We start from the raw sequence: 26,258 nt of genomic DNA, 5'->3' as shown, positions 1-26,258 counted from the left end.
GGGACCGAGGATGCTCTCCGCGCAGGATCCGCTTTCCAGCATCAAGGTGGACACGGAGCGGCCCAACGCAGCCAGGGTCTACGACTACATCCTGGGCGGTGGCGCGAACTTCGCGGTGGACCGCGAGCTGGCCGAACGCGTGCTCGCGGCGATGCCGAGGATCGGCACGACAGCGCGAATGAACCGACACCTGTTGCAGCGCGCGGTACGGGTGATGAGCTCCTTCGGCATCGACCAGTTCCTCGACCTCGGCTCGGGCATCCCGACCTCCGGCAACGTGCACGAGGTGGCGCAGGAGATCAACCCGGACGCCCGCGTCGTCTACGTGGACAACGAGGCCGTCGCGGTGGCGCACAGCGAGTCCCTGCTCGCGGGCAACCCGAACGCGGAGATCGTCAACGCCGACGCCAGCAGGCCAGGCGACGTGCTCGGCCACCCGAAGACCCAGGCGCTGCTGGACTTCGACCGCCCCGTCGGGCTGATCATGTGCACGCTGCTGCACTTCGTCGGCGACCAGGCCGAGCCGAAGCGGGTCGTCGCCGCGTACCGCGACGCCATGCCCTCCGGCAGCTACGTGATGATCTCGCACGGCACGCTGGACAACAGTCCGGAGATGGGCGACATCGCTGCGTCCTACGCGAACACGCCGTACCCGATCACCTTGCGCGACAAGGCTCAGGTGCAGGAGTTCTTCGAAGGCTTCGAGATGGTCGAGCCCGGTCTGGTGCCGCTGCCGCTGTGGCGGCCGGAGGACCCCGCGCACATCGGCGAGGAGCCGGAGCGGATGGGCGCCTACGCGGGGATGGGCGTCAAGCCCTGACAGTCCACTAAGGACTGATGTGCACGGCGAGGGTGCCCTTGCCGCGGTTCTTCGCCAGGTACATCGCCCCGTCGGCAAGGCCGAGCAGATGGTCGGCCGCGTTCTCCGCACCGCGAACGTCGGCGGCACTGGCGAGGCCGACACTCGCGCGCACGGTGTGCTCGACGCCGTCGACCCAGTACGGCGTGGACAGCTCGGCGAGCAGCGTGGCGCCGATGTCCCGCTGCCGGTCACCGGGATCGACGAGCAGCACGCCGAACTCGTCCCCGCCGAGCCGCGCGGCGAGGTCCGGCGAACGCACACAACCGCGGAGCCGGGCGGCGATCCCGCACAGCACCCGGTCACCGACGGCGTGGCCGTACTGGTCGTTGACGCCCTTGAAGTCGTCGAGGTCGACGAAGAGCACGGCGGGCTCGGTGCCGGGATGGTCGAGCAGCTGTTCGAGGTGCTCGCGGAACGCGGTCCGGTTCGGCAGCCCGGTCAACGGATCGTGGTACGCCTGGTACCGCAGCCGTCGCTGGTGGTCCCACAACCGCCGCACCAGCCGCTCGTTGTCGACCATGGTCACGAACTGCCGGACCAGCACGATGGCGACGACGGCGAGCTCGGCATAGGTCTCCCCCGCGCTGAGCCGGGCCCCGACCGCTGTCGAGAGGCCGATGAACATCAAGGTGGCCAACACCGGCAGGTACGGCGCGATGAAGTGCATGTGGTCGGCGAGACCGGCCTTGCGCCTCGGCCCGCTGTCGCGGCTGCGCACCGGAACCCACGGCGTCAGCGCGAACAGCACCGTGCTGCACACGAAGGCGACGTCGGACAGGAAGTGCACGGTGTCGATCGGGACGCCCTTGGGAATCAGGTACCCCATCGACCAAGAGCCGCAGATCTGGGCGAAGAAAGCCGTTCCCACCAACAACATCGCGATCTGACGCTCTTCCTGTCGCTTGCGCGAGAGCGCCATCAGGATCACCAGCAGCACAACGAGCTCGGTCGGCCTGCTGACCAGGACCACTGGGCTCAGCAGCATCTCGTCCTCGTGGAACACGGGCTGCACGGCGGTGACCCAGGTGAGCACCACGGCCGAGCCCGCGACGATCGCGGCGTCCAGCCAGAACAGCACCCGGTCCCGAGCACTGGAGCGGCGCGGCGTCGGACCGTTGCGCCTGGCGAGCACCAGCACCGCGGCCAGGGTGAGCAAGGTGCTGACGGTGAAGGCGATCGGGGTGACCCGCAACACGGCGAACCTGTCACCATCGGTCGCGACCACCCAGAACCACCCGCTGACGGCCACCAGTCGGACGGCGGCGGCCACCGCCATGATCACCCGCCACCTGCGGTCGGTTCCGTGCACCCGGCGGGCGGTGACCACGAACCCGACGAGCGCGGCGAGGTTGGCCAGGACCTCCAGCAGCTTGTCCACCTGCCAGACGTACTCCAGGGGCAGGCCGGAGAAGCGGAGCGCGACCATCGACATGGCCAGTATCGCGAGCGCCACGAGCGCGACGGCCTTAAGGTTCCTCACGAGCCCTCCGCGCGTCGGGTCGTGCCGAAGAGTAGTAATCCCGTGAGAACGCGACAATCGGCCGACCGGCCGACATGGACACGAGGATTATTCATCTTCTTTGCGGCTCGCGGGAAAAATGCGGAATATCGCCCTACCGGGCCGTGACCGCTATTTCTTGCCACTGCCGCAAAGATGGTCGCCCGCAAAGATCAAGCCGAGGACTAGTTCCACTGTTGCGAATTCGCTCGCCCCTAAATTAACCCGATAGAGCACCGATCTCGACGAGCGAGCGAAGTACTATTGAATTATGACCCCCGACGAGACCCTCGATTCCATCGAGGACGCCTACCGCGCGGTGAATCACGCGCACGCGGTCCTGGCACGCCGTCTCGCCGAATTGGTGCTCAGCACGGATTTCGCCGAATACCCCTACCTCGGTGACGAGGTCGGCGCTCTGTTGTCGATTTCCTCGCGCAAGGCCAGCACGCTGATCAACCACGCCGAGAACCTCGCCTCCCGCCCCGCCGTCCTCGCCGCCCTGGAGGAGGGCCGGATCGACCAAGGCAAAGCGCTGCTGATCGTGGACCAGCTGGAGCCGCTCACGGCTGTGCAGGCGGAGATCGTGGAAGCGGTACTGATCGAGTACGCCCGTACCCATCACTACAGCCGGATCCGGCAGCACGCTCAACGGTTGATCGCGAAGGTGGATCCGGAGGCGGCAGCGCGGCGGCATGAGGAGAAGAAGCGCACGCGTCGGGTGGAGAAGCTCAACCTCGACGACGCGATGTGTGCGTTGCGGTTCCAGTTCACCGCCCTCCAGGGTGCGTTGGTGTGGGATCGGATCGACCGCATCGCCCGAGGTCTAGGTGATGATGAGCGGACCATGGACCAGCGCCGGGCGGATGTCGCCTTTGACCTGCTGATGGGTAAGGAGACCGGAGCCCCGCAGGGTGAGGTGAAGGTCCTGGTGACCCTTCCCGCCACGACGTTGATGGGGATGGACCAGGAACCGGGGATGCTGGCGGGCTATGGCCCGATTCCGGCAGATGTGGCGCGGGACATCGCGGCCGGGGGTACGTGGAAGCGGATCCTGACCGACCCCGTGTCTGGGGTGGCGGTGGATGTGGGCCGGACGAACTACCGCCCCTCAGCCGCCCTCGCGGACCTGGTCCGGGCCCGGGACGTCACCTGCGTGGCGATCGGCTGTCGTCAACCGGCGCACCGCTGCGATCTGGATCATTGCGAGCCTTTCGACGGGACGAACACCGTGGCGGATGATCTGGGTGCGAAATGCCGACGGCATCACGTGATGAAACACCACACGCGGTGGAAACGAACCCAGCTCCCGGGCGGTATCCATATCTGGACCACCCCGATGGGACGCACGTATGTCCGGGAGCCTGAACCGATAGCGGATCCCGCTCCACCGTTTTAGACCCGGCCCCGGCTAGCCCGCCACCGTATTAGGTGAGCGGGCTAGCGGTGGTGGATGCCCAAGGAAATGCGCGCCGGAGTCCGGGAGAATTATCCGAGGGCAACCCGACGAAGTCGGGGCGGCAGCACAGAACGGCCCACACGCCAGTCAGTCCCACGTCACCAGTCCATGACGATGGGCGTAGATCACCGCCTGCACCCGAGTGGCCACCCCGAGCTTCGCCAGCACCCGGGCGATGTGGATCTTCACCGTTCCCGCGCTGATGAACAGCTCCTCCGCGATCTCCGCATTGCTCCGCCCCCGCGCCAGGCTGCGCAGCACGTCCAGCTCACGGGGGGTCAGCTCGTCCAGCTCAGCGGTGGCCGGGCGGGGCGAGGTCTCCGCGAACCGGTGCACCAGCCGCCGCGTCACCTGCGGGTCGATCAACCCCTGCCCCTGGAACGCGGCCCGCACGGCGTCGACGAACAAGCCGGGCTCGCTGTCCTTGAGCACGAAACCGACCGCCCCGGCCTGAAGCGCCCCGAACAGGTACTCGTCGGTGTCGAAGGTGGTCAGCGCGATCACGGCGGGCGCGGCCCGCAACGAGCACACGCGGCGGATCGCGGTGAGGCCGTCCATCCTCGGCATCCGCAGGTCGGTGAACACCACGTCGGGGCGGCGGCGCTCGGTCAACGCGACCACGTCGTGGCCGTCGGCGGCCTCGCCGACCACCTCGATGTCCGGTTCGCCGTCGAGCAGCAGCCGCAACCCGGTGCGGGCGGCTGCCTGGTCGTCGGCGACCAGCACACGAATCATCCGAGCCCTCGTTTCACCGGCAGGGTCGCGGTGACCCGCCACCCACGCGGACGGAGCGGCCCCGCGACCACGGTGCCGCCCAGCTGCTCGGCGCGCTCCCGCATCCCGCGCAGCCCGTTGCCCTCGCGCACCGTATCGGCACCCGCGCCGTCGTCCTCAACGATGATGATCAATTGTGCCTCGATCACCTCGACGTGCACGGAAGCGGCCTTCGCCCCGGAATGCCGCACCACGTTCGTCAGCGCCTCTTGGGCGATCCGGTAGCCACACCCGTGCAGCCGCTCCGGGAGCGCGGGCAGCTCATCGATCGTCACGGTGATCCTCAGCTCCGGGGAGCTGAGCCGCTGAGCGAGCTCGGGCAGCCCCGTCAACCGGGGTTCGTCTTCGCGCAGCGCGCCGATGAGGCCCCTGATCTCGCTGAGCGCGTTGGCCGACAGCTCCGCGACGGTGCTCAGCGCCTCGTCGTGCGAGGCGCTCTTCGCACGGCTCGCACCCATCGCCCGGAGCCGGATCGCACTCAGGTGGTGACCCGCGACGTCGTGCACGTCCCGCGCGACGCGCGCCCGCTCCTCCGCGCGCGCCCGCTGCTGCTCGGCGACGTGCAGCCGCTGGAGCTGGATGGCGTGCTCGCGCTGCACCCGGAGCGCGTAGCCGAGCGAGACCGGCATCAACGCCAACCCGGCTGCCCCGATCATGTCCGACGGCAGCAGGCGACCGCCGACGACCGCGGCCATGGCGTACATCCACGCCACCGAGCCGACAGCCAGGAGCGGCAGCCTGCTCCGGTCGCAGTGGCAGGCGGCGGCGAACGCGCCGGCCATCACCGCCCACGGAGCGATGTTGTGCTCGATCACCACCGACCACAACGTGATCACGGCGACGACCGCGACGGAGGCGATCGGGAAGCGACGGCTCAGCGCGAGCGGTGCGCTGGTCGCGAGCACCAGAGCCACCCACAGCCAGTCGCGGTGCGGTTCGCCCGGTCGCGCGAAGGCGACGAACGCGGAGTCCAACGCGGGCATGCCGAGGACGACCACCGCGACCGCGACCGCCAGCACGGCGTCGCGAGCCCACGGTGAGAGCCGTGTCCAGTGCCGAACAGCGGAGATCCGCATACCACTAGAGCTTTCCGAGACACCCATGGCAACCGTTCCTGGGAAATATATGCCGAAAGGCAGATGGCGGCTCAGCCGCGAAATGCCAGCCTCACGCGAACACACTCCACGGCGACGCGCCCATTCCCACAGACGACCGCAACGCTAAGGAGAAAACGGTTTCGAGGCAAGGAAAACCCGACTCTTTCCGGAGCGTGTCGAGCGGATGTACCTGGACGGCGTCGCCGACGGCCGTTCAGGAAAGCACTGGAGGGCGGGCTGCCGTCTGGTCCACAGTGGACGGCCGGGGTGGGTACCCGATCGAGACCCACCCCGGCCGTTGTGCGGTTACCGTGACGCGGTGGTCTTTCGTGGGTCGCTCGCACGGCAGCTCTTCGGGTTGCAGCTGCTGATCGTGCTCGCGCTGCTCGGCGCGGTCGCCGGGGTCACCATCGCGCAGTCGCACGCCACGTTCCGCGACACCGAGGGCGGTCGGCTGCTCTCCGTCGCCGAGGACGTTGCCGCGACCGCCGGGGTGCGCGACGGGGTGGCCGAGCCGCTGCGGCGGTACACGCTGCCGCCGTTCGCCGAGAGCGCACGCGCGTTGTCCGGCGCCGACTTCGTGATCATCACTGACGCCCGCGGGACCGTGCTGACCTCGCCCGACCCCACCCAGGTCGGGGAGGCCCTGCCGACGGAGGGCTCCACAGCGCCGACCGGACGGGCCTGGGTCGGGGTGATCGGTGACGCGGTCGTCGCGCACGTGCCGGTGATCAACGAGTCCGGGCGGTTGGCCGGTCTGGTCGCGGTGGGCCGGGCCCAGCCGACCGTCTGGCAGACCATCACCGAGTCGCCAGGTGACCTGGTGGTGTACCTGGGCATCGCCGCGGCGCTCGGGCTCGGCGGCTCGCTGCTGGTGTCGTGGTGGATCAAGCGGCAGACCCTCGGCCTGGAGCCCCGGGAGATCACCGGGCTCGTCGAGCACCGAGAAGCGATGCTGCGCGGGGTCAAGGAGGGCGTGCTCGGGCTCGACCAGCAGGACCGGATCACGCTGGTCAACGACCAGGCGCTGCGGCTGCTGAACCTGCCGCCGGACTGCGTCGGCCGCCCCCTCGGCGAGCTCGACCTCAACGAGCGGCTGCGCGACGTGCTCGCCGGACGGACCCACGGGCAGGACGAGATCGCGCTGCGCAAGGGCAGGGTGCTCACGATGAACCGGATGCCGATCTCCGTGCACGGCCAGCCGATCGGCGCGGTGATCACCATGCGGGACCGGACCGAGCTGGCCGCGCTGCGGCACGAGCTGGACGTGCACCGGCAGACCACCGACACGCTGCGGGCGCAGGCGCACGAGTTCACCAACCAGCTGCACACCATCTCCGGGCTGATCGAGCTCGGCGAGTACGACGAGGTCGTGCGCTACGTGACGCGGGCGAGCAGGGCGCACGAGGAGTGGTCGGCCGAGGTCGTCTCGAAGATCGCCGACCCGGCGCTGGCCGCGCTGCTGATCGCCAAGGCGAGCCTCGCCGCCGAGCACGCGGTCGGCCTGCGGCTCAGCGCGGACAGCCGTGTCGGGGAGCTCGACGACGCGCTGTCGGCGGACCTGGTCACCGTGGTGGGCAACCTGGTCGACAACGCGCTGGACGCGCTGCCCGCCACCGGCGGCGGCTGGGTCGAGGTCGACCTGCGGCAGACCGAGCACGACGTGGTGGTGCGGGTGCGAGACTCCGGGCCGGGCGTCGCCCCGGAGATCGCCGAGGAGGTCTTCCGGCACGGCTTCACCACCAAGGTCGCCGAGCACGGTGGCCAGCGCGGTATCGGCCTGGCGCTGACCAGGCAGATCTGCGTGCGGCGCGGCGGTGAGGTCTCGGTGCGCAACGATGGCGGCGCGGTGTTCTCGGCGCGGCTGGGCTTGTCGGCTGCTGGAGGTTCGCGGTGATCAGGGTGCTCGTCGTCGACGACGACTTCATGGTGGCCAAGGTGCACAGCGGCTACGTCGGCCGCACGCCCGGCTTCGAGGTGGTCGGCGTCGCGCACACCGGGGCGGACGCGGTGCGCAAGGTCGAGGAGCTGCGGCCGGACCTGGTGCTGCTGGACATCTACCTGCCGGACATGGACGGGCTGAGCGTGCTGCGGGAGGTCCGCGCGCTCGGCGGGGACACCGACGTGATCGTGGTCAGCGCCGCGCGGGAGGTGGACACGGTGCGCTCCGCCATGCGCGGCGGCGTGCTGCACTACCTGATCAAACCGTTCACCTACAACGCGTTGCGCGCCCAGCTGGAGCACTTCTCCGTCGTCCGCCGGCAACCGCCCACCATGGACCAGTCCACAGTGGACCAGCTGTTCGGCGGGCGCCCGTCGGCGGAACCGGCCATGCCCAAGGGGCTCAGCCAGGAGACCGCCAAGCTGGTGGAGCAGGCGCTGCGGGACCACTCCGGCGACATGTCCGCATCGGAGTGCGCCGAGGCGACCGAGCTGTCCAGGGTGAGCGCACGCCGCTACCTCGAACACTTCGTCAGCGCGGGGCGCGCCGAGGTCGGCCTGCGCTACGGCAGCACCGGCCGCCCGGAGCGCCGCTACCGCTGGCGCTCGTGACCGCTCCGGCTACCAGTACGGGTAGGCCGGGACCAAGGCGGCGCTGATGAGGTTGGCCTTGGTCAGGGTCGGCGTCGGCCTCATCTCGCCCGTGCTTCCCCGGTTGGTGCTGGAGAGCACGAGCTGGAACCCGTCGTACCGGTTCACGAACAGTGTGTTGGTGACGACGGGCCCCGAGGAGGTGACGGTGTAGACGCCGGTCACCCGCCGATCCAGCGTGGGATCCAGCTCCAGGGTCTCGCAGGTCGACGCCGTCGCCCCGGCGCAGGAGACCGCCGGCGCGTTCTTGACGACGTCGAACCGGAAGGAGCCGACGCCCTGGGAGTCCTTGAGGTCCGCGACCAGCTTGAGTCCGCCCTGAGTCACCTGGAAGCGCGCACCGCGCGGGCTCAGCTCCGCCCAGGAGGGCAGCGGGTGCAGGGAGGTGAAGATGGTGGAGAAGGAGACAGCGATCTGCTGGGCGACGGGGTCGGCGGCGTTGAGCTCCCCCTTCGTCATGGGCACTGACGTCACGGCGGTGGGAGGGGCGAGCCTGGTGGTCGCGGGCGGGACCGGTGACGTCCTCATGGTCGGAGCGACCTCGCTGACGCTCGGCCGCGGCGGGGCGGGCACCGCTGGGCCGAGGTCGGGTCCGCCGAACAGCGCCGACGGCCCGGCGATCGCGGTGGCGCCGAGCGCGACGGCGACGACACCGGCGGCGACCCCGGTCGCGGCGGCCAGCCTGCGGCGCCGCAACGCGCGCTTGCCCGCGCTCAGCACGGCCGCGCGGTCGATGGTCATCGGCGGCTCCATCTGGAGGACGCCGCCGAGCAACTCGCGGATGTCGTCGTCGTCCCGGATCTCGCGGCTCATCGCTGCTCCTCGAAAACGGCGGGGCTGCCAAAGACGTCGGTGTTCGACAGCAGGCGGCGCAGCGCGGCGAGGCCCTTCGCGGCCTGGCTCTTGACCGTGCCCTGCGAACACCGCATCGCCTTCGCGGTCTCCTCGACGGAGAGGTCCTCCCAGTAGCGCAGCACGACCGTGGCGCGCTGCCCGGCGGGCAGCATCGCCAGCGCCTTGCGCACGTCCATGGCCTCGTCCAGCCTGCGCGAGTCGGCGGGCACTTCCGGCAGCGCGTCCACCGGGGTCTCCCGACGGCGGAACGCGCGGCGCGACTCGTCGATGGCGCTGCGCACCAGCACCTGGCGCGAGTACGCGTCGACCGAACCGTTGCGGTTCAGCTTCGGCCACGCCACGTAGATCTTGGTCAACGCGATCTGGACCAGATCCTCGGCCCGATGCCAGTCACCGCACAGCAGGAAGGCCGTGCGGCGCATCACGCCCGCCCGGCTTTCCATGTACTCGGCGAACTCGCTGTCGCGATCAGCGGCCACTGGGTACTCCCTCCAGTCACCAGCTACTACGAGGCGGCGCACCGCCGGGTTGCAGGCCAACGCGGAACGGCGAGGCCGGTCACACCGGTCATGGTCCCCTGAGCAGCCGCGATCGGCGCGCCGAAATGGTGGCCACAACGCACGACGGGACCGGCCCACCCGTGGGTGAGCCGGTCCCGTCGCGACGGATCGCCGTGGGTCAGAAGCGGGGGTGGTCACCGCGCAGCACGGCGCGGTCGCCCTCGGCGACGTCCATGCCCGCGGTCTTGCCGACCTCGCCGATGACCCAGGCCGGGACGTGGCGGGCGGTCAGCACCGCCAGCGCGCGGTCGGTGTCCTCGGCCGCGACCACCGCGACCATGCCGACCCCCATGTTGAAGGTGCGCTCCATCTCCTCGCGCTCGACGCGGCCGCGCTGCGCGATCAGCGCGTAGAGCGGCGCCGGGTTCCAGGTGCCCCGGTCCAGCACTGCGGTCAGGCCCTGCGGGATGACCCGGCCCAGGTTGCCCGCGAGGCCGCCGCCGGTGACGTGCGCGAAGGTCCGGACGTCGGTCTCGGCGGCCAGCGCCAGGCAGTCCTTGGCGTAGATCCGGGTCGGCTCCAGCAGCTCCTCGCCCAGCGTGCGGCCGAGCTCCTCGACGTGCCCGGTCAGCGGCATCCTCGCGATGTCCAGCAGCACGTGCCTGGCCAGCGAGTAGCCGTTGGAGTGCAGGCCGGAGGCGCCCATGCCGATCACCACGTCGCCCGGCTTGACCTTGTCCGGCCCGAGCACCGCGTCGGCCTCGACGACACCGACGCCGGTGGCGGACATGTCGTAGTGGTCCGGCGCCATCAGGCCGGGGTGCTCGGCGGTCTCGCCGCCCATCAGCGCGCAGCCCGCCTGCACGCAGCCGTCCGCGATGCCCTTGACGATCTGGGCGATGCGCTCGGGGACGACCTTGCCGACCGCGATGTAGTCCTGGAGGAACAGCGGCTCCGCCCCGCAGACCACCAGGTCGTCCACGACCATCGCCACCAGGTCGATGCCGACCGTGTCGTGGATGTCCATGGCCTGCGCGACCGCGAGCTTGGTGCCGACGCCGTCCGTCGAGGAGGCGAGCACCGGCTCCTTCCAGCGGTCCAGCTTGAGCTTGAACAGACCGGCGAAGCCACCGATGCCGTCGAGCACCTCGGGTCTGGTCGCCTTGGCTGCCCACGGCTTGAGCTGCTCGACAGCCTCGTCCCCTGCCTCGATGTCCACCCCGGCCGCGGCGTAGGTGGCCTTCTGGCTGTCCGTGTGGGCGATCACGTCTTCAAGCTCCGTCCAAAGTGGATTGTCCAAACTGGATTACTCAGGGGCGCTGCAGTGCGTCCTGGGCACCGTAGCCGCTGGGCGAGACCGGGGTGGCGGGGCCGGATACGCCCTTCTCGATGCCTTCGAGCAGGTGCTTGCCGATCTTCATGTCGTCCGGCAGCGGGATCGGGTACTCGCCGTCGAAGCAGGCCGAGCACAGCCGGGTCTTGGGCTGCTCGGTCGCGGCGACGAGCGACTCCAGCGAGACGTAGCCCAGCGAGTCCGAGCCGATGGAGCGCCGCACGCCGTCCAGGTCCAGCCCGTTGGCCACCAGCTCCGCGGGCGAGGCGAAGTCGATGCCGTAGAAGCAGGGCCAGCGCACGGGCGGTGAGGCGATGCGCACGTGCACCTCGACCGCGCCCGCCTCGCGCAGCATCCGCACCAGGGCCCGCTGGGTGTTGCCGCGCACGATCGAGTCGTCCACGACGACGAGGCGCTTGCCCCGGATCACGTCGCGCAGCGGGTTGAGCTTGAGCCGGATGCCGAGCTGGCGGATGGTCTGCGAGGGCTGGATGAAGGTGCGCCCGACGTAGGCGTTCTTCACCAGGCCGGAGCCGTAGGGGATGCCGGACGCCTGCGCGTAGCCGATGGCCGCCGGGGTGCCGGACTCCGGCACCGGGATCACCAGGTCGGCATCGACCGGGTGCTCCTCGGCGAGCTTGCGGCCGATGGCCACCCGCGTCGCGTGCACCGACCGGCCGGAGATCGCGGTGTCCGGGCGCGCCAGGTAGACGTACTCGAAGATGCAGCCCTTGGGCTCGGGGTTGGCGAAGCGCGTGGAGCGCAGGCCGTCGGCGTCGATGGCCAGCAGCTCGCCCGGCTCGACCTCGCGGACGAACGAGGCGCCCACGATGTCCAGTGCCGCGGTCTCGCTGGCCACCACCCAGCCGCGTTCGAGGCGGCCGAGGCACAGCGGGCGCACGCCCTGCGGGTCACGGGCGGCGTAGAGCGTGGACTCGTCGGAGAAGACCAGCGAGAACGCGCCACGCAGCGTGGGCAGCAGGTCCAGCGCGGCCTGCTCGATGCCGGTGTCCGCGGCGGCCGCCGCGAGCAGCCCGCACATCAGGTCGGAGTCGCTGGTGGCGCCCGCGGTCGCCTTCACGCCCTGCTCGGAGCACCTGGCCAGCAGCTCGGCGGTGTTCACCAGGTTGCCGTTGTGGCCGAGCGCCAGCCCGCTGCCGGTCGCGGTGGTGCGGAAGGTCGGTTGAGCGTTCTCCCAGGTGGTGGAGCCGGTGGTGGAGTAGCGGGTGTGGCCGACCGCGACGTGGCCGCGCAGCGAGGACAGCACCTGCTCGTCGAAGACCTGGCTGACCAGGCCGAGTTCCTTGAACACGACGACCTTGGAGCCGTCGCCTACTGAGATGCCGGCCGCTTCCTGGCCGCGGTGCTGAAGTGCGTAGAGGCCGTAGAAGGTGAGCTTGGCCACCTCCTCGCCTGGGGCCCAGACGCCGAACACGCCGCATTCCTCGCGCGGGATGTCCCGCTCGGGATCGTCGTACTGGTGCGCGTCGGGTGTGGCCGAATCCGATGGGGTCGGGTCGGTGAGCACCGAGAACTCCCTCGTGACGGGATCGAACTGCACCTGAAGTGTAAGTGCCCCGGGCCGCGGTCCGGGCCACGGCGGGCATCGGGCTTTGTGGGGGCCGCCACCTCCGGAGACCTCGGGTGATCGCCGGACGTGGTCGCGGATGTGCGGAGAGTGCCGGGGACGGGGCGTGGGGCAACTCCCGCCCGCATCACACGTCCGAGTTAACGGAAGTGGGTGTTGACGAAACTCTTCAGAGGGGGCCCGCATGCGGCACTTCTCCCGCGACCTGGACCTGGCCGAGCGGATCTTCGGCAGTCCCCAGGTTGCCTTCGCGGCGTTCGTCGGGTGCCTGGTGCTCGGCGCGGCCGGGCTGGTGCTCGCCTGGCTGCTGAGGTGGGGAAAGATCGCGACCGCGCTCTCGCTGGCCTCGCTCGGCGGGGTGCTCGCGGCCACCCTGGTCCGGCGCGGCAGCCGCGGCACCGCCGACTCGCTCGGCGAGGCGTGGGCCATGTGCACGCAGAACGACTTCTCGCTGTCCGGCTCCTGGGCCCGGCTGAACTTCGTGATGCTGATGCCCTTCGCCTTCTTCGGCGTCCTGGCGGTCAAGCGGTTCATCCCGGTCGCCGCCGCCTGCGTCGGACTGGCGATCGGCATCGAGCTCTACCAGGCGATGTCCGGGGTCGGCGCCTGCGAGACGCAGGACATGCTCAACAACGCGCTCGGCGGCATCCTCGCCGCGGGTGTCGCCTGGCTGCTGGTCGGCCGCCGTCCACGACGGCACGTGCGACCTCAGCAGCAGGAGCCATTGGTGATGAACGGCTGGACGGGCAACTGACCCGGCACAGAAAAAGACCGGTGGAGTGGCCGGAGGCACCGGACGACCACCCCACCGGAGTCAGTGAGCCCCGCTGAACTCTCAGCAGGTCGCGTCGATTTCGAGCTGGCGCTGTTTGGACACAGCACGCGACCATTTACCGGAGAAACCCATCATCTCGACCTTGTAGAACACGTCGAGCTTGTATTTCCCGGCGACGCACGCGAATGCCTCGCCCATCGCGTCGACCTGTGCCTCGTTGCTCTCCCTGCCGGTCATCGACGCCTCGGCGCGCACTCCGGCAGGCGAGGTGATCGTGTACTTGCCGTCGACGGACTTGCACTTCAGCGGCGGTCGGCCCCAGTAGAAGCCGTAGAACCACCGGCAGTTGCCCTTCACGACGACCTTGAGCTTCGCCTCGTCACGGACCAGGCAGGTCTTACCGGCGAAACCGGCCATCGCCTCCTGGTCGTCATCGGTGAACTCCGAGCAGAACTCCATCGGATCGGCCGGCGCCGCGAATGCGGGCGCGGCGAGGCCGAAGAACGGGACAAGCGCGGCGAGCACGATCAACAAGCGTCGGGACATACCGATCATCATGCGTGTCCGGACAACTATCGGCGACTCCGCGAATGGGTGGCAAATATCGGGTGTAATGACGCCTTCCCCGATTCAGGGCATCAAGTCCGACTCATTCCGGTTGCCCGCGACGCACCGTCTCCGGCAGCGCCAGCATGCACCCGACGCTGATCAGCGAGGCCGCCGCGACGTAGGTCGCCACCGCCATCGACCCGCCACCGGCCTTCAGCAGCGCCGTGGCGATCAGCGGCGAGAAGCCGCCGCCCAGCACCGCGCCGAGCTGGTAGCCGATGCCGACGCCGGTGTAGCGGTGCGCGGCGCCGAACAGCTCGGAGAAGTAGCTCAGCATCGGCCCGAAGATCGCGCCGCCACCGGCGAACGCGATGGCGATCGCCAGGATGATCAGCCCGGTGTCGGCGGTGTCGACCATCCAGAACAGCGGGAACGGGAACACCGCGCAGAACACCGCGCCCGCGAGCATCACCGGCTTGCGGCCGACGCGGTCGGTGAGCGCGCAGAACCCGACGATCGAGATCACCTGGGCGATGCAGCCGACCAGGGTGGCCACGAGCATGACCCAGCTGGGCAGCTTCAGCGTCTCCTTGCCGTAGGTGAGCAGGAAGACGAACAGGATGAAGACGAAGGCGTTGAAGCCCAGGTTCACCCCGGCGGTGAGCAGGACCTGCTTGCCCTCCTTGCGCAGCACCGTCATCAGCGGCAGCCGCTCGGTGGCCTTCTTCTCGGTGAGGTCCTGGAACACCGGGGTCTCGTGCAGCTTGCGGCGGGCGAAGACACCCACGAGCACCACGACGACGCCGACGAGGAACGGGATGCGCCAGCCCCAGGAGAGCACGTCCTCCATGGGCAGCAACATGACCAGCGCGAACGAGCCGTTGGCCAGGAACGCGCCCATCGGCGAGCCGATGGTGACGAGGCTGCCGTAGAGCCCGCGCTTGCCGGGCGGTGCGTGCTCGACGGCCATCAGCGCCGCGCCGCCTGCCTCGCCGCCGACGGAGAAGCCGTGCACGACGCGCAGCAGCACCAGCAGCAGAGGGGCCGCGACGCCGATCGCAGCGTAGGTCGGCAGCAGGCCCATCAACGCGGTGGTGACACCCATGACGCCAAGGCTGAGCACCAGCATCCTGCGGCGGCCGAGGCGGTCACCGAAGTGGCCGAACACGATCGCGCCGAGCGGGCGCACGAGGAACCCGACGGCGAAGGTGGAGAACGCCAGGATCGCCGCGACCAGCGGGTCCTGGGCCCGGAAGAACAAGGTGCCGAAGACCAGCGCGGACGCCGTGCCGTAGACGAAGAAGTCGTAGTACTCCAGCGAGGTTCCGACACCGCAGGCGACCGCGAGCCGCCGGAACGACGGCCGTTCGCTCTGCTCGCTCCGGGTACTGACCTGATCCGACACTGTGCGCTCCCGTCGACCGACGACCGGATCACTCTTCCTCAGCGACCGGCTTCGGACAACGGTTTACGGCTCAGGGAGCAAACCGGAGCAACGGCAACCACGGCGACACGTCGGCACGGGTTCCGGAGGCGTCGATGCGCCCGTCCTCCAGCGCCTCGTCCCACCCCACGCGGCCGACGACCAGCTCAAGCCAGGTGCGCGGATCGGTCTCGACGACGTTCGGCGGCGTTCCCCTGGTGTGCCGGGGGCCGGGAACGCACTGCACGGCGGCGAACGGGGCCACGCGCACCTCGACGCTGTGGCCGGGCGCGGTGAGCTCCAGCGAGCGCAGGCTCAGCCGCACGGCGGCGGCGAGCACCTTCCGGTCCGGCCGCGGCCCGCCCTCCAGCCACGGCATCACCTCGGCCACGGCATTGCGCAGCTCGTAGGGGTCCACAGCCTTCCGAAGCGACATCGCACCAGGCTAACCGCTCTGCGCTGTTCGGTCGCCCGCACTGCGGCAGTGGCCGAACCAAGACCGCGTCAAGTACCCGCCCCGCAGGCGCTTGACGCGGCCTCGGGCTCCGTCAGCGGCGACCTCGGGTGCGGAGGCGGCGTTGGGCCTCGTACAGGTTCGGTGGGTTCACGTCCGTGGTGCCGTAGCTCTCCAGGCGGGAGTTCAACGCGCCCGAGAAGTCCGGCTTGTCGATCTGGCCGAACTCGCGCACCGTGGAGATGCCCACCGTCGCGCTGCACGGGGCGACGTGGTCGATCTTCACGCAGCCCGCGCGCTCGTTGGTGACCTTGACGTTCCAGTGGGTGAACCTGGCCCCGTACAACGGTCCCGCGTTCGCGCTGCCGCCGTGGTTGCCGTCGTTGAAGATCTCCACCTCGGTGCGCACGTTGTGGAACGGCAGGCCGCGGTGGGTGTCGAAGGTCCCGGCCTCCATCCGTCCGCGCGACCACACGTTGCCGCAGGACAGACCCTCCACGTTGATGCCGTGGTGTCCGGCCCCCGGCGGAGCGGGCTCGGTGAACTTGCCGATGCCGAAGTCCTGCACCAGGTTGTCGTGCGCCTGCTCGCGACACGCGTACGAGTGGTGCTGACCGCGCCCGGCGACCCGGGTCCTGCGCAGCGTGACGTTCTTGGCCGCCACGAAGAGGAAGCCGTTGTCACTGTCCACAACGGACACGTCGTCGGCCCAGCAGTCCCACGCGCACTGGAACACCAGACCGTTGTAACCCTTGTCCTGCAAGTGAACCGGGCGCTGCGTCTTGACGAACTGGATCGTCAGCCCTTCGACCCCGGCTCCGACGACGGGCGGGGTCAACGTGGTCAGGCGCGGCTTCCAGCCGAGGCGGACGTCCAACGGCAGCGGCTGTTCGAGGCGGACCTTGTTGCCGCGCACCGACTCGATGCGCACCGGCCACTGGAACGGACGGTAGGACAACAGCTTGTCCTTGTCCGACCACGTGTACCCCGCGGTGCCGGGGACGTCGCCGCACATGTGCTTGAGCAGACCGTAGTTCGCGTCGTCGTCGACCTGGAGCAACACCCGCTGACCGGCGCTGAGGCGACCGGCGTCGGCGACGGTCAGCTCGAAGTCGCCACGCTTCGCCGCGACGGAAACCATTGCGAGCAGCGAGGACTGGTCGCCCTCGTTGCCGATCCAGCCCTCCATCGGCCACTTCTTCGCCTTGATCGCGCCGACCAGGTCGCGGTGGCGGTCGCGGTGGCACACCCACACCAGGCCGCCCGCCCAGCTCCACGCGGAGTTCTCCGAGCCGTAGCGGCTGCGGTTGATGCCGACGATCTGTTCCAGGGAGCGCGTGCCGTAGAGGATCGTCTTGCCGCTGCCCGCGCCGCGCAGCACGACGTTGTCGTAGCCGATCTGCACGATGTCGTCGATGCGGTAGGTCCCGGCGGGCAACGTGACCACGCCGCCGCCGCGCTTGCCGACCTCGGCGATGGCCTGGTTGATCGCGGACGCGGAGTCGGCGGAGCCGTCACGCTTCGCGCCGTAGCTCAGCACGTTGGCGCGCACCGGTCCGCGCGGTGGCTCTGCGCCGTAGCGGTACCCGGCGAACGAGACGTTGGGGATCTGCGGGTGGGTGTACGGAGTCCGGACGAACTCCCGCCACAACGGGGACTCCGGCGCGGGTGCGGCGGACGCCGGTGCGGGGAGCAGGTGGTAGCCGACAGCCGCAGCCAAACCACCGGAGAGGAACGTCCTGCGAGAGAGCATCGAGTGAGTCTCCTGGTCCCAAACACGGGGCGGCGGTTTGGTTGACCAGGAGTTTCCCCAAAGCGGGCAGCTTTGGGAAGGGCTTTCCCCGAGGCAGCTCATTCGTAAGACGTCTTGTCAAAGCGCCGTGAAACCGGCAAGAGTGTTACCGGATTAGCCCTGACCGCCGCCGCCATGGTCGCCAGGAGTGCTGATGTCCCGACGTTTTCGCTGGCTCGCGGCCGTGGTCGGCCTGGGCCTCGTCGTCCCCCTGCTGCCCGTGACCACGGCCGCCGCGCAGGAGCACGCCACCACGGCAGCCCCCGCGAGGGCCGGTGAGGTCCGCACGATCCCCGACTGGCGGATGCAGACCTCGCGCACGGCGACGGCGGGCGGCGCCGCGATCTCCCGCCCGGGGTTCAACGATGTGAACTGGCTGAAGGTCCCCGCGCGCTCGACCGTGATGGCCGGGCTCATCGCCAACAACCGCTACCCGGACCTCAACTACTCGACCACCATGAAGCAGGTCGACACGGCCCAGTTCACGGTGCCCTGGTGGTACCGCAAGGGGTTCACCGCCGACCCGGCGCCGGGCACGCACACCTTCCTCAAGCTCAACGGCGGCATCCTCGCGCGCGGTGAGGTGTGGCTCAACGGCACCAAGATCGCGGGCACAGACAAGGTCATCGGCGCGTACCCGACGCACGAGTTCGACGTGACGAGCCTGATCCGCAAGGGCGACAACACGATCGCGCTCCGAGCGGACTCGGTCAACCCGGATCGGGACCTGACCATCCACTTCATCGACTGGGCGCAGTTCCCGCCCGACCGCAACCAGGGCCTGTTCCGCGACGTCGCGCTGGCGAGCTCCGGTGCGGTGTCCCTGCGCAACCTCCGAGTGGACAGCGACCTCCCGCTGCCGAGCCTGGCCAACGCGAACATCACCGTGAAGGTGGACGCGCGCAACAACACCGACCAGCAGCAGACCGCCGAGGTCTCCGGCACCGTGGACGGGCAGAGCTTCCGGCAGACGGTTTCCCTCGGCGCCAAGCAGACCAAGACCGCCACGTTCACGGTGAAGCTCGACAACCCCCGCGTGTGGTGGCCGTTCCAGATGGGTGCGCAGCCGCTGTACGAGGCCGCGCTGACCGCGACCGCCGGTGGCGCCGCCTCGGACACCGCGAGGACGACCTTCGGTGTGCGCGAGGTCGAGTCGAAGCTCGTGCAGGGCGGGCGGCAGTTCTCCGTCAACGGCAAGCCGTTCCTGGTCCGTGGCGGTGGCTGGGCGTCGGACCTGTTCCTGCGCACCGACCTCCGCAAGATCGAGGACCAGCTGAAGCTGACCAAGGCGATGGGCATGAACACCATCCGCCTTGAGGGCAAGCCGGAGAACGACGAGCTGTACGACATGGCCGACCGGATGGGCATCATGCTGCTCACCGGCTGGGAGTGCTGTTCGAAGTGGGAGAAGTACGACACCTTCACCGCGGAGGACAACCGCGTCGCCGGGGAGTCGGCGGAGAGCGAGGCGCGGCGGGTTCGCAACCACCCCAGCATGATCGGCTTCCTGATCGGCAGCGACTACGCCCCGCCCGCCACCCAGGAGAAGATCTACCTGGACGCGCTCAAGCGCGCGGAGTGGAACCTGCCGGTGATCTCCTCGGCCAAGGCGCTGAGCTCCCCGCAGCTGGGCAGTCCCGGCATGAAGATGGAGGGCCCGTACTGGTGGGTCCCGCCGAACTACTGGTACAACAAGGACAAGGGCGGTGCGTCGGGCTTCGCGTCCGAGGTCGGCCCCGGCCCGACCGTCCCGGAGCTGGACAGCCTGAAGAAGTTCTTGTCCCCCAACGAGATCAACGCGCTGACCGACTACAACGCGAAGCAGTACCACCTCGCGCCGTCGGACACCTTCAGCAAGCTCTCCTTCTGGGGCACCGCGCTGGACGGCCGCTACGGCAAGCCCGCCAACCCGGAAGACCTCGTGCGCAAGGCACAGCTGGCCAACTACGAGGTCAACCGCGCGCAGCTGGAGGCGTTCGGCCGCAACTGGTCCGACCAGGACAAGCCGTCAACGGGCGTCATCTACTGGATGCTCAACAACGCCTGGCCGACGATGTACTGGCACCTGTTCGACTACAACCTGGCGACGGCGGGCTCGTACTTCGGCGCGAAGACCGCGATGCGGCCGCTGCACGTCCAGTACTCCTACGACGACAGCTCGCTGGCCGTGATGAACACCGGCTTGCAGGACGTCAGCGGTCTGACTGTGCAGGCAACTGTGTTCAACTTGGACGGCGCACAAAAAGCTGATGTCTCGCAGCCGGTGACGGCGAAGGGCAACGCGTCCGTCCGCGCCGGCACGCTGCCGAAGCCGAGCGGCCTGTCCAGCACCTACTTCGTGCGGCTGCTGCTCAAGGACTCCGCAGGCACGGTCGTGGACCGCAACGTCTACTGGCTGTCGACGAAGGCGGACAAGCTCAACTACGCGGCTTCGACCTGGTACCACACACCGCAGACCGAGTACGCGGACCTGAAGGGGCTCAACGGCCTCGCGCAGGGCTCGGTGACCGCGACGGCGAGCTCGACCGCCAGTGGTGAGTCGGCGAGCACCACGGTCACGGTGACCAACAACGGCGGCGGCGGGAAGGTCTCGTTCTTCCTGCGTGCGTCGCTGCGCCAGGGCGCCGGTGGGGCGGAGGTCCTGCCGACCACGTGGAGCGACAACTACGTGACGTTGTGGCCGGGCGAGTCGATCACGCTGAAGGCCGACTACCGCGTCGCCGACCTCAACGGCAAGGTCCCGCACGTGCAGCTCTCCGGGCACAACGTGCCGAAGTCGGAGGTGGCCGCGCCGCTGCGCTGAACCGCACTTCAACCCGGTGCGCCGCTCCGGACGAGCGGCGCACCGGGTGGGTTAAAGATTTACTTCGTTAGGACCCTTGTCGAAATCGGTTCACGCGGGAAAAGTGCCGCTCATGTTCCGACGCAAGGCCCCCTGGCTCGCCGCCGCGCTCGGCGTCGCGCTGCTCGCACCCGTCCCCGCCGCGCTCGCGTGGCAGGACGAGCGAGCGGCGGGCTTCAGCGCGCCAACCGCCCCCGGTCAGACGGCAACCGTGCCGGACTGGCGTATGCGCACCTCGGCAGGACTCGTCGTCGAGGGCGACCGGATCTCCGTTCCCGGCTTCCCGGAACGGGACTGGCTGCGGGTGCCCGCCCGCTCGACCGTGATGGCCGGGCTCATCGCCAACAAGAAGTACCCGGACGTCAACTACTCGACGAACCTGCAGAAGGCCGATGCCAAGGACTTCCAGGTCCCCTGGTGGTACCGCCGCGAGCTGACCGCGACACCCACGCCGGGCAGGCACACCTTCCTGCGGCTCAACGGCGGGGTGATCTCGCGCGGCGAGGTGTGGTTCAACGGCACCAAGCTCGCCGGGACGGACAAGGTCGTCGGCGCGTACCCGATGCAGGAGTTCGACGTCACCGCCCTCCTGCGGCCCGGCCGCAACGCGCTCGCGGTGAAGGCGATGCCCGCCGACCCGTTCCGCGACCTCACGGTCAGCTTCCTGGACTGGAGCCCGGTCGCCCCGGACAACAACATGGGCATCTGGCGCGACGTGAACCTCACGACGACCGGCCCGGTCTCGCTGCTCGACCCGCGCGCGCTGCCGAAGCTGCACCTGCCCGACATGCGCAGGGCGGACGTGACCGTGAAGGCAGAGGTCCGCAACAACACCGACCGCGGCGTCACCACCACGGTCGGCGGCGACATCGAGCGCGCCCGCTTCGAGCAGCGGATCACCTTGGCGCCCAAGGAGACCAGGACCGTCGAGTTCGCACCGGTCCGGATCGACAACCCGCGCGTGTGGTGGCCGGCCCAGTTCGGCGACCAGCCCAGGTACACGCTGAACATGAACGTGGGCGACTCCGACAGGGCGAGCCGCAAGTTCGGCATCCGCGACGTCGGCTCCTTCCTGACGCCGGAGGGCTACCGCAAGTTCACGGTGAACGGCAGGGACTTCGGCGTGCGCGGCGGCGGTTGGGCGTCGGACCTGTTCCTGCGCACACAGCCCGGCCGCCTCGCCGACCAGCTGCGCTACGTCAAGGACCTCGGGCTGAACACGATCCGCCTTGAGGGCAAGGAAGAGGACCACGAGCTGCTGGAGCTGGCCGACAGCATGGGCATCATGCTCATGCCCGGCTGGGAGTGCTGCACCAAGTGGGAGGCGTGGGCGAAGAAGAACCCCACCCACCCGTGGACGGAGGAGGACAACCGCGTCGCCGCCGCGTCCGCAACGGCCGAGGCTCGCAGGTTCGTCAACAGCCCCAGCATCCTGGCGTTCTTCATCGGCAGCGACAACTACGCCACCGCCGCGATCGAGAAGCTCTACCTGGACGCCTTCCACAAGGTCGACTTCCGGGTGCCGGTGATGCCCTCCGCAGCGCGCAGGCCGTCCTCCCAGCAGCCCCCGCCGATCCTGGGCGAGGCCGGGATGAAGATGGACGGGCCGTACTGGTGGATCCCGCCGAACTACTGGTACGACAAGCGCAACGGCGGCAACTACGGCTTCGCGTCCGAGGTCGGACCCGGTCCGATGATCCCGGAGCTGGACAGCCTGCGGAAGTTCCTCACCGAGGCCGAGATCGACGACCTCTGGCGCAAGCCCGACCAGGCGCACTACCACCTGGCGAAGAAGGAGGTCTTCTCGAAGCTGACCGACCTCACCACCGCGATCACCAACCGCTACGGGCCGATCAAGGACCGCGCGGACTTCCTCCGCAAGGCGCAGCTGTCCAACTACGAGGCCAACCGCGCGCAGTTCGAGGCCTACGGCCGGGACTTCTCCGCGACGGAGAAGCCGTCAACTGGCGTCATCTACTGGATGCTCAACAACGCGTGGCCGACGCTGTACTGGCACCTCTACGACTACGAGATGGGCACCAACGGGTCGTACTTCGGCGCCAAGAAGGGGCTTCGGCCGCTGCACGCGCAGTACTCCTACGACGACCGCTCGATCGCGCTGGTGAACACCGGGCTGGACGACGTGGCCGGGCTGACCGTGGAGGCCGCGGCGCTCGACCTCGCGGGCAAGGTGCTCTCGTCGGAGAGCAAGCAGGTCACCGCGAAGGCCAACGCCTCGGTGCGCGCGATGACCGTGGCCAAGCCCGCCGGGGTCGACGGCGCGTACTTCGTCCGGCTGGTGCTGAAGGACAAGGCGGGCAAGGTCGTTGACCGCAACGTCTACGCACTGTCCACAAAGGACGACAAGGTGGACCACAGCAAGGTCACCTGGTGGCACTCCCCCACCGTCGAGTACGGCGACATGAAGGGGCTCCAGGACCTTCCGGCCACCCGGCTGTCCACCAAGGACACCAGGTCGCGGGTGCGCGGCGACAAGATCACCACCGAGGTGACCCTGCGCAACGACTCGAAGACCGTGGCGTTCTTCCAGCGCGCCAGCCTGCGCCAGGGACCCGGCGGCAACCAGGTCACGCCCGCCACCTGGAGCGACAACTACGTCACCCTCTGGCCCGGCGAGCAGACCACGCTCACCGTCGAGTACCGGGTTTCCGACCTGGGCGGCAAGGTCCCCCACATCCAGCTCTCCGGCTGGAACTCCCCCCACCACGACCTACCCGCCCCCCTGTCATGACAGCCATTCGCGGGCTTATGGACCTCTCGGCAGCGCCGAACACGTCCATAAGCCCGCGAATGGCAGGTTGTCAGGGCGTGGTGGTGGCGTCGTAGGTGCGGCGGGCCGCCGTGATGGCGGTGCGGTGGCGTTCCGCCCAGTCCACCAGGGACGCCAGGGACTCGTGGAGCTCGCGGGCCATGTCCGTCAAGGTGTACTCGACCTTGGGCGGAACGGTCGGGTAGACCGTGCGGACCAACAGTCCGTCGCGCTCCAGCTTGCGCAGGGTCAGCGTGAGCATCCGCCTGCTGATGCCGTTGACCAGCCGCTCCAGCTCGGTGAACCGGACCGGGCCGTGCGCTGCCGCGACCAGGACGCCGATGCTCCACTTGCCCGCGACGTGGTCGATGACCTCGACGATCGGACACGCCTCCTCGACGAACTCCTGGTGGGTCACACCGATGTTCCTCTGGGACATGAAAGTGCCTCCTTCCGCGGATCCCCATAGTCACAGAGCATGGCCTCCGTAACAAGTCGTGCACCTATGGAGGTCAGCGCCGTGGAAACCCTCGCCGTCCGCTCTCGGTGGCTCTCGCTCGCCGCGCTGTGCGCCGGCACCCTCATGATCATCCTGGACCAGACCGTGGTGAACGTGGCGCTGCCCGCGATCGCGGGCGACCTCGGCTTCACCCCGTCCGGCCTGGCCTGGGTGGTCAACGCCTACCTGATCCCCTTCGGCGGCCTGCTGCTGCTCGCCGGGCGGCTCGGCGACCTGCTGGGGCGCAAGCGGGTCTTCCTGAGCGGGCTCGCCGTGTTCACGGTCGCCTCGGTGCTGTGCGGCCTGGCGTGGAGCCCCGAGGTGCTGCTCGTCTCCCGCTTCGTCCAGGGCGTCGGCGGCGCGGTCAGCTCGGCGGTGATCCTGGGCATGATCGTCACGCTGTTCCCGGAGCCGCGCGAGCGCGCCAAGGCCCTGGGCGTGTTCAGCTTCGTCCAGGCCTCCGGCGGCTCGATCGGCGCGCTCGCGGGCGGGGTGCTGACGCAGTCCGCAAGCTGGCACTGGATCTTCCTGATCAACGTGCCGATCGGGGTGGCCACCTTCCTCGCCGCGGCACGGTTCCTGGACGGCGAGCGCGGGATCGGTCTCGGCAGGGGCGCGGACGTCCTCGGCGCGGCGCTGGTGACGTCGTCGCTGATGCTCGGGGTGTACACGATCGTCGAGGTGGAGAGCCACGGCTGGGGTTCTGCGCACACCCTCGGCTTCGGCGCGCTGTCGGTCGCGCTGCTGACCGGCTTCCTGGTGCGCCAGGCGCGAGCGGCGAACCCGTTGCTACCGCTGCGGATCCTGGGTTCGCGCACGGTCGCGGGCGCCAACCTCGTGCAGGTCCTGCTGATCGCGGCCATGTTCGGCTTCCAGTTCCTGGTCGTGCTCTACCTCCAGCGGGTCCTCGGCTACGACTCGATGCGGGCCGGGCTGTCGATGCTGCCGGTGGCGGTGTCGATCGGCGCGATCTCGCTCGGCCTGTCCGCCAGGCTGAACACCCGCTTCGGCGAGCGCCCGGTGCTGGTCGCGGGCCTGGCCCTGATCCTGGCCGGGATGGTGCTGCTCGGCCGGGCACCGGCGGACGCGGGCTTCCTGGCGGACGTGCTCCCGGCGATGCTGTTCCTGGGCGTCGGGTTCGGCACGGCGATGCCCGCGCTGATGGGCCTGGCCATGTCCGACGCCACCCCGGAGGACTCCGGCCTCACCTCCGGCCTGGTCAACACCACGGCCCAGGTCGGCGGCGCGCTCGGACTCTCCGTGCTCGCGGTCTTGGCGGCCACGCGCACCGCGACGCTGTCCTCGTCCGGTCAACCGCTGCGCGAAGCCCTCCTCGGCGGATACCACTTCGGCTTCACCATCGGCGCCGTCCTCGTGGCCGCAGCGCTCGCGCTCTCCGTCGCCCTTCGGCCCACCAGGCGGAGCTGATCCACCGTGCGAAGGGTTCCCTTGTGGGACAAGGGGTATTAAGCAGATGGGTATGGCGAAGAGAAGCGTGTTCGCCGGGCTGGCCGCAGTGGCCGTGCTCGGACTCACCGCGGTCCCGGCGACCCCGGCCGCGGCGGAGCAGTCCCGACGTTGTCCGGAAGTGGTGCAGGGTTCCGCGCCCCGGTTGCACCCCGAGGGCGTCGCATTCGACCCGACCCGCGACCGGTTCCTGGTCGGGTCCGTCCGGCACGGCACCGTCTCCGTCGCCAACCCGGACGGCACGGTGCGCACGCTCGTCGACGACCCGCAGCTGATCACCACCATGGGGCTGGCCGTCGACGTCAGGCGCGGCCGCGTCCTCGTGGCCAACGGCGACGTGGCGATCGGCACCAGGACCTCACCGGCGACGCTGAACAAGACCGCCGGGCTCGGCGTCTACGACCTGCGCACCGGCGGGCGGATCGCCTACCACGACCTGGGGGCGCTCGACCCGGCGCGCAAGCACTTCGGCAACGACATCGCGCTCGCGCCGGACGGCACCGCGTACGTCACCGACTCCTACAGCGGCGCGGTCTACCGGGTCCCGCTCAGCGGCCCCGCGACCGTGCTGCTGCGCGACGACCGGCTGATGCCGACGGGCTCCGGCAACGGCGCGAACGGAATCGTCTTGCACCCCAAGGGATACCTGTTGATCGCGCACTCGTCCGGGCGCGCGCTGTACAAGCTGGACGGGACCGCGCTCTCCCGGGTCACCGTGGACCAGGCGATCGGCGCGCCCGACGGGCTGCTGCTCGACCACGACGGCGCACTGCACGCGATCGACAACACCTCCGCCAACCGCGTGATCACGTTGGCCTCCAAGGACGACTGGGCCACCGCCACGCTCACCGCCTCGCAGGCGTGGAGCGACCCGGCGCCGACCACGATGGCGCGCGGGCGCTGCGGCATCTACGTTCTCAGCGGTCGTCTTGACCAGCTCGGCCAGGGCAGCGACGAGTTCTGGCTGCGCCGCCTGGGTGTCGGCCGTCACGCTTGACCTCAAGCGAAGTGGAGGTCTGATGATCTCCTCGTCAGCGTTGTCGAGGATGAGGAGATCATCAGATGGCCCCCTACGTTCTGCCGGAGTTGGACTACGACTACTCAGCCCTGGAACCCGCCATCATCGGCG

21 protein-coding genes are annotated in these 26,258 nt (G+C 69.4%); 9 read left to right on the top strand and 12 right to left on the bottom strand.

The window, feature by feature from the left end; genetic code table 11:
- The first annotated feature begins 10 nt into the window (after nt 1-10).
- Entirely contained in the window at nt 11-820 is an 810-nt protein-coding gene (locus tag ACFFQA_RS13880) for an SAM-dependent methyltransferase (RefSeq protein ID WP_377852314.1), read from the top strand.
- A gap of 7 nt (nt 821-827) precedes the next feature.
- On the opposite strand, the gene ACFFQA_RS13875 is transcribed toward ACFFQA_RS13880, so the two are convergent.
- A complete protein-coding gene (locus tag ACFFQA_RS13875) occupies nt 828-2,342 on the bottom strand; it encodes a diguanylate cyclase domain-containing protein (protein WP_377852313.1) in 1,515 nt (504 codons plus the stop codon).
- A 289-nt stretch (nt 2,343-2,631) separates the two neighbouring features.
- Here ACFFQA_RS13875 and ACFFQA_RS13870 point away from each other — a divergent pair, with 289 nt between their 5' ends.
- Nucleotides 2,632-3,759, top strand: a complete 1,128-nt coding sequence (locus ACFFQA_RS13870; protein WP_377852312.1) for an HNH endonuclease signature motif containing protein — start codon at nt 2,632-2,634, stop codon at nt 3,757-3,759.
- Between the two features lie 147 nt (nt 3,760-3,906).
- Here the strand turns inward: ACFFQA_RS13870 and ACFFQA_RS13865 are convergent, their stop codons facing one another.
- Both ACFFQA_RS13865 and ACFFQA_RS13860 read right to left on the bottom strand, forming a co-directional pair.
- On the bottom strand, nt 3,907-4,554 hold the full coding sequence (locus tag ACFFQA_RS13865) for a response regulator (protein ID WP_377852311.1): 648 nt from the start codon (nt 4,552-4,554) through the stop codon (nt 3,907-3,909).
- Nucleotides 4,551-5,669 carry a sensor histidine kinase gene (locus tag ACFFQA_RS13860; protein ID WP_377852310.1) on the bottom strand — a complete coding sequence of 373 codons (1,119 nt, stop codon included), beginning with the start codon at nt 5,667-5,669 and terminating at the stop codon, nt 4,551-4,553. The genes ACFFQA_RS13865 and ACFFQA_RS13860 overlap by 4 nt, the downstream gene beginning before the upstream one ends.
- A 340-nt stretch (nt 5,670-6,009) precedes the next feature.
- Between ACFFQA_RS13860 and ACFFQA_RS13855 the strand changes: the two genes are divergently transcribed.
- Both ACFFQA_RS13855 and ACFFQA_RS13850 read left to right on the top strand, forming a co-directional pair.
- Entirely contained in the window at nt 6,010-7,587 is a 1,578-nt protein-coding gene (locus tag ACFFQA_RS13855) for a sensor histidine kinase (protein WP_377852309.1), read from the top strand.
- Entirely contained in the window at nt 7,584-8,243 is a 660-nt protein-coding gene (locus ACFFQA_RS13850; protein WP_377852308.1) for a response regulator, read from the top strand. The genes ACFFQA_RS13855 and ACFFQA_RS13850 overlap by 4 nt, the downstream gene beginning before the upstream one ends.
- A gap of 9 nt (nt 8,244-8,252) precedes the next feature.
- On the opposite strand, the gene ACFFQA_RS13845 is transcribed toward ACFFQA_RS13850, so the two are convergent.
- The 4 genes from ACFFQA_RS13845 to purF all read right to left on the bottom strand — a co-directional run bounded on the left by ACFFQA_RS13845 (nt 8,253) and on the right by purF (nt 12,498).
- Complete coding sequence (locus tag ACFFQA_RS13845; protein ID WP_377852307.1) at nt 8,253-9,095, bottom strand: hypothetical protein; 843 nt, start codon at nt 9,093-9,095, stop codon at nt 8,253-8,255.
- Complete coding sequence (locus ACFFQA_RS13840; RefSeq protein WP_377852306.1) at nt 9,092-9,616, bottom strand: SigE family RNA polymerase sigma factor; 525 nt, start codon at nt 9,614-9,616, stop codon at nt 9,092-9,094. Before ACFFQA_RS13840 ends, ACFFQA_RS13845 begins: the two co-directional genes overlap by 4 nt.
- 199 nt (nt 9,617-9,815) lie before the next feature.
- Entirely contained in the window at nt 9,816-10,901 is a 1,086-nt protein-coding gene (gene purM / locus ACFFQA_RS13835; protein WP_377852632.1) for a phosphoribosylformylglycinamidine cyclo-ligase, read from the bottom strand.
- A 46-nt stretch (nt 10,902-10,947) separates the two neighbouring features.
- Nucleotides 10,948-12,498: an amidophosphoribosyltransferase gene (gene purF / locus ACFFQA_RS13830; protein WP_377852631.1), complete on the bottom strand. Its 1,551-nt coding sequence runs from the start codon at nt 12,496-12,498 to the stop codon at nt 10,948-10,950.
- Between the two features lie 244 nt (nt 12,499-12,742).
- Between purF and ACFFQA_RS13825 the strand changes: the two genes are divergently transcribed.
- Nucleotides 12,743-13,312 (top strand): VanZ family protein, encoded by a 570-nt coding sequence (locus ACFFQA_RS13825; protein WP_377852305.1) that lies wholly within the window; start codon nt 12,743-12,745, stop codon nt 13,310-13,312.
- Between the two features lie 81 nt (nt 13,313-13,393).
- Here ACFFQA_RS13825 and ACFFQA_RS13820 read toward each other — a convergent pair whose 3' ends face one another.
- The 4 genes from ACFFQA_RS13820 to ACFFQA_RS13805 form a co-directional block, all read right to left on the bottom strand.
- On the bottom strand, nt 13,394-13,879 hold the full coding sequence (locus tag ACFFQA_RS13820) for a hypothetical protein (protein WP_377852304.1): 486 nt from the start codon (nt 13,877-13,879) through the stop codon (nt 13,394-13,396).
- 103 nt (nt 13,880-13,982) lie between these two features.
- Nucleotides 13,983-15,287 (bottom strand): MFS transporter, encoded by a 1,305-nt coding sequence (locus tag ACFFQA_RS13815; protein WP_377852303.1) that lies wholly within the window; start codon nt 15,285-15,287, stop codon nt 13,983-13,985.
- A 70-nt stretch (nt 15,288-15,357) separates the two neighbouring features.
- Nucleotides 15,358-15,741, bottom strand: coding sequence for a sterol carrier family protein (locus ACFFQA_RS13810; protein WP_377852301.1), 384 nt, complete (start codon nt 15,739-15,741; stop codon nt 15,358-15,360).
- Between the two features lie 112 nt (nt 15,742-15,853).
- Nucleotides 15,854-17,512: a glycosyl hydrolase family 28-related protein gene (locus ACFFQA_RS13805; RefSeq protein ID WP_377852299.1), complete on the bottom strand. Its 1,659-nt coding sequence runs from the start codon at nt 17,510-17,512 to the stop codon at nt 15,854-15,856.
- A gap of 193 nt (nt 17,513-17,705) precedes the next feature.
- Between ACFFQA_RS13805 and ACFFQA_RS13800 the strand changes: the two genes are divergently transcribed.
- Nucleotides 17,706-20,354, top strand: coding sequence for a glycosyl hydrolase 2 galactose-binding domain-containing protein (locus ACFFQA_RS13800; RefSeq protein WP_377852297.1), 2,649 nt, complete (start codon nt 17,706-17,708; stop codon nt 20,352-20,354).
- Between the two features lie 112 nt (nt 20,355-20,466).
- Nucleotides 20,467-23,145, top strand: a complete 2,679-nt coding sequence (locus tag ACFFQA_RS13795; RefSeq protein ID WP_377852295.1) for a glycosyl hydrolase 2 galactose-binding domain-containing protein — start codon at nt 20,467-20,469, stop codon at nt 23,143-23,145.
- A 70-nt stretch (nt 23,146-23,215) separates the two neighbouring features.
- Here the strand turns inward: ACFFQA_RS13795 and ACFFQA_RS13790 are convergent, their stop codons facing one another.
- On the bottom strand, nt 23,216-23,602 hold the full coding sequence (locus tag ACFFQA_RS13790) for a winged helix-turn-helix transcriptional regulator (RefSeq protein ID WP_377852293.1): 387 nt from the start codon (nt 23,600-23,602) through the stop codon (nt 23,216-23,218).
- 81 nt (nt 23,603-23,683) lie between these two features.
- Between ACFFQA_RS13790 and ACFFQA_RS13785 the strand changes: the two genes are divergently transcribed.
- Both ACFFQA_RS13785 and ACFFQA_RS13780 read left to right on the top strand, forming a co-directional pair.
- Nucleotides 23,684-25,090: a DHA2 family efflux MFS transporter permease subunit gene (locus tag ACFFQA_RS13785; protein ID WP_377852291.1), complete on the top strand. Its 1,407-nt coding sequence runs from the start codon at nt 23,684-23,686 to the stop codon at nt 25,088-25,090.
- Between the two features lie 52 nt (nt 25,091-25,142).
- Nucleotides 25,143-26,126, top strand: a complete 984-nt coding sequence (locus ACFFQA_RS13780; RefSeq protein WP_377852289.1) for a hypothetical protein — start codon at nt 25,143-25,145, stop codon at nt 26,124-26,126.
- Nucleotides 26,127-26,258: the final 132 nt, after the last annotated feature.

The sequence above is a fragment of the Allokutzneria oryzae genome (assembly GCF_042429765.1).
Lineage (GTDB): Bacteria > Actinomycetota > Actinomycetes > Mycobacteriales > Pseudonocardiaceae > Allokutzneria > Allokutzneria oryzae.
Note: the sequence above shows the minus strand (reverse complement) of the source record. Positions and strands in the feature narration are given on the sequence as shown.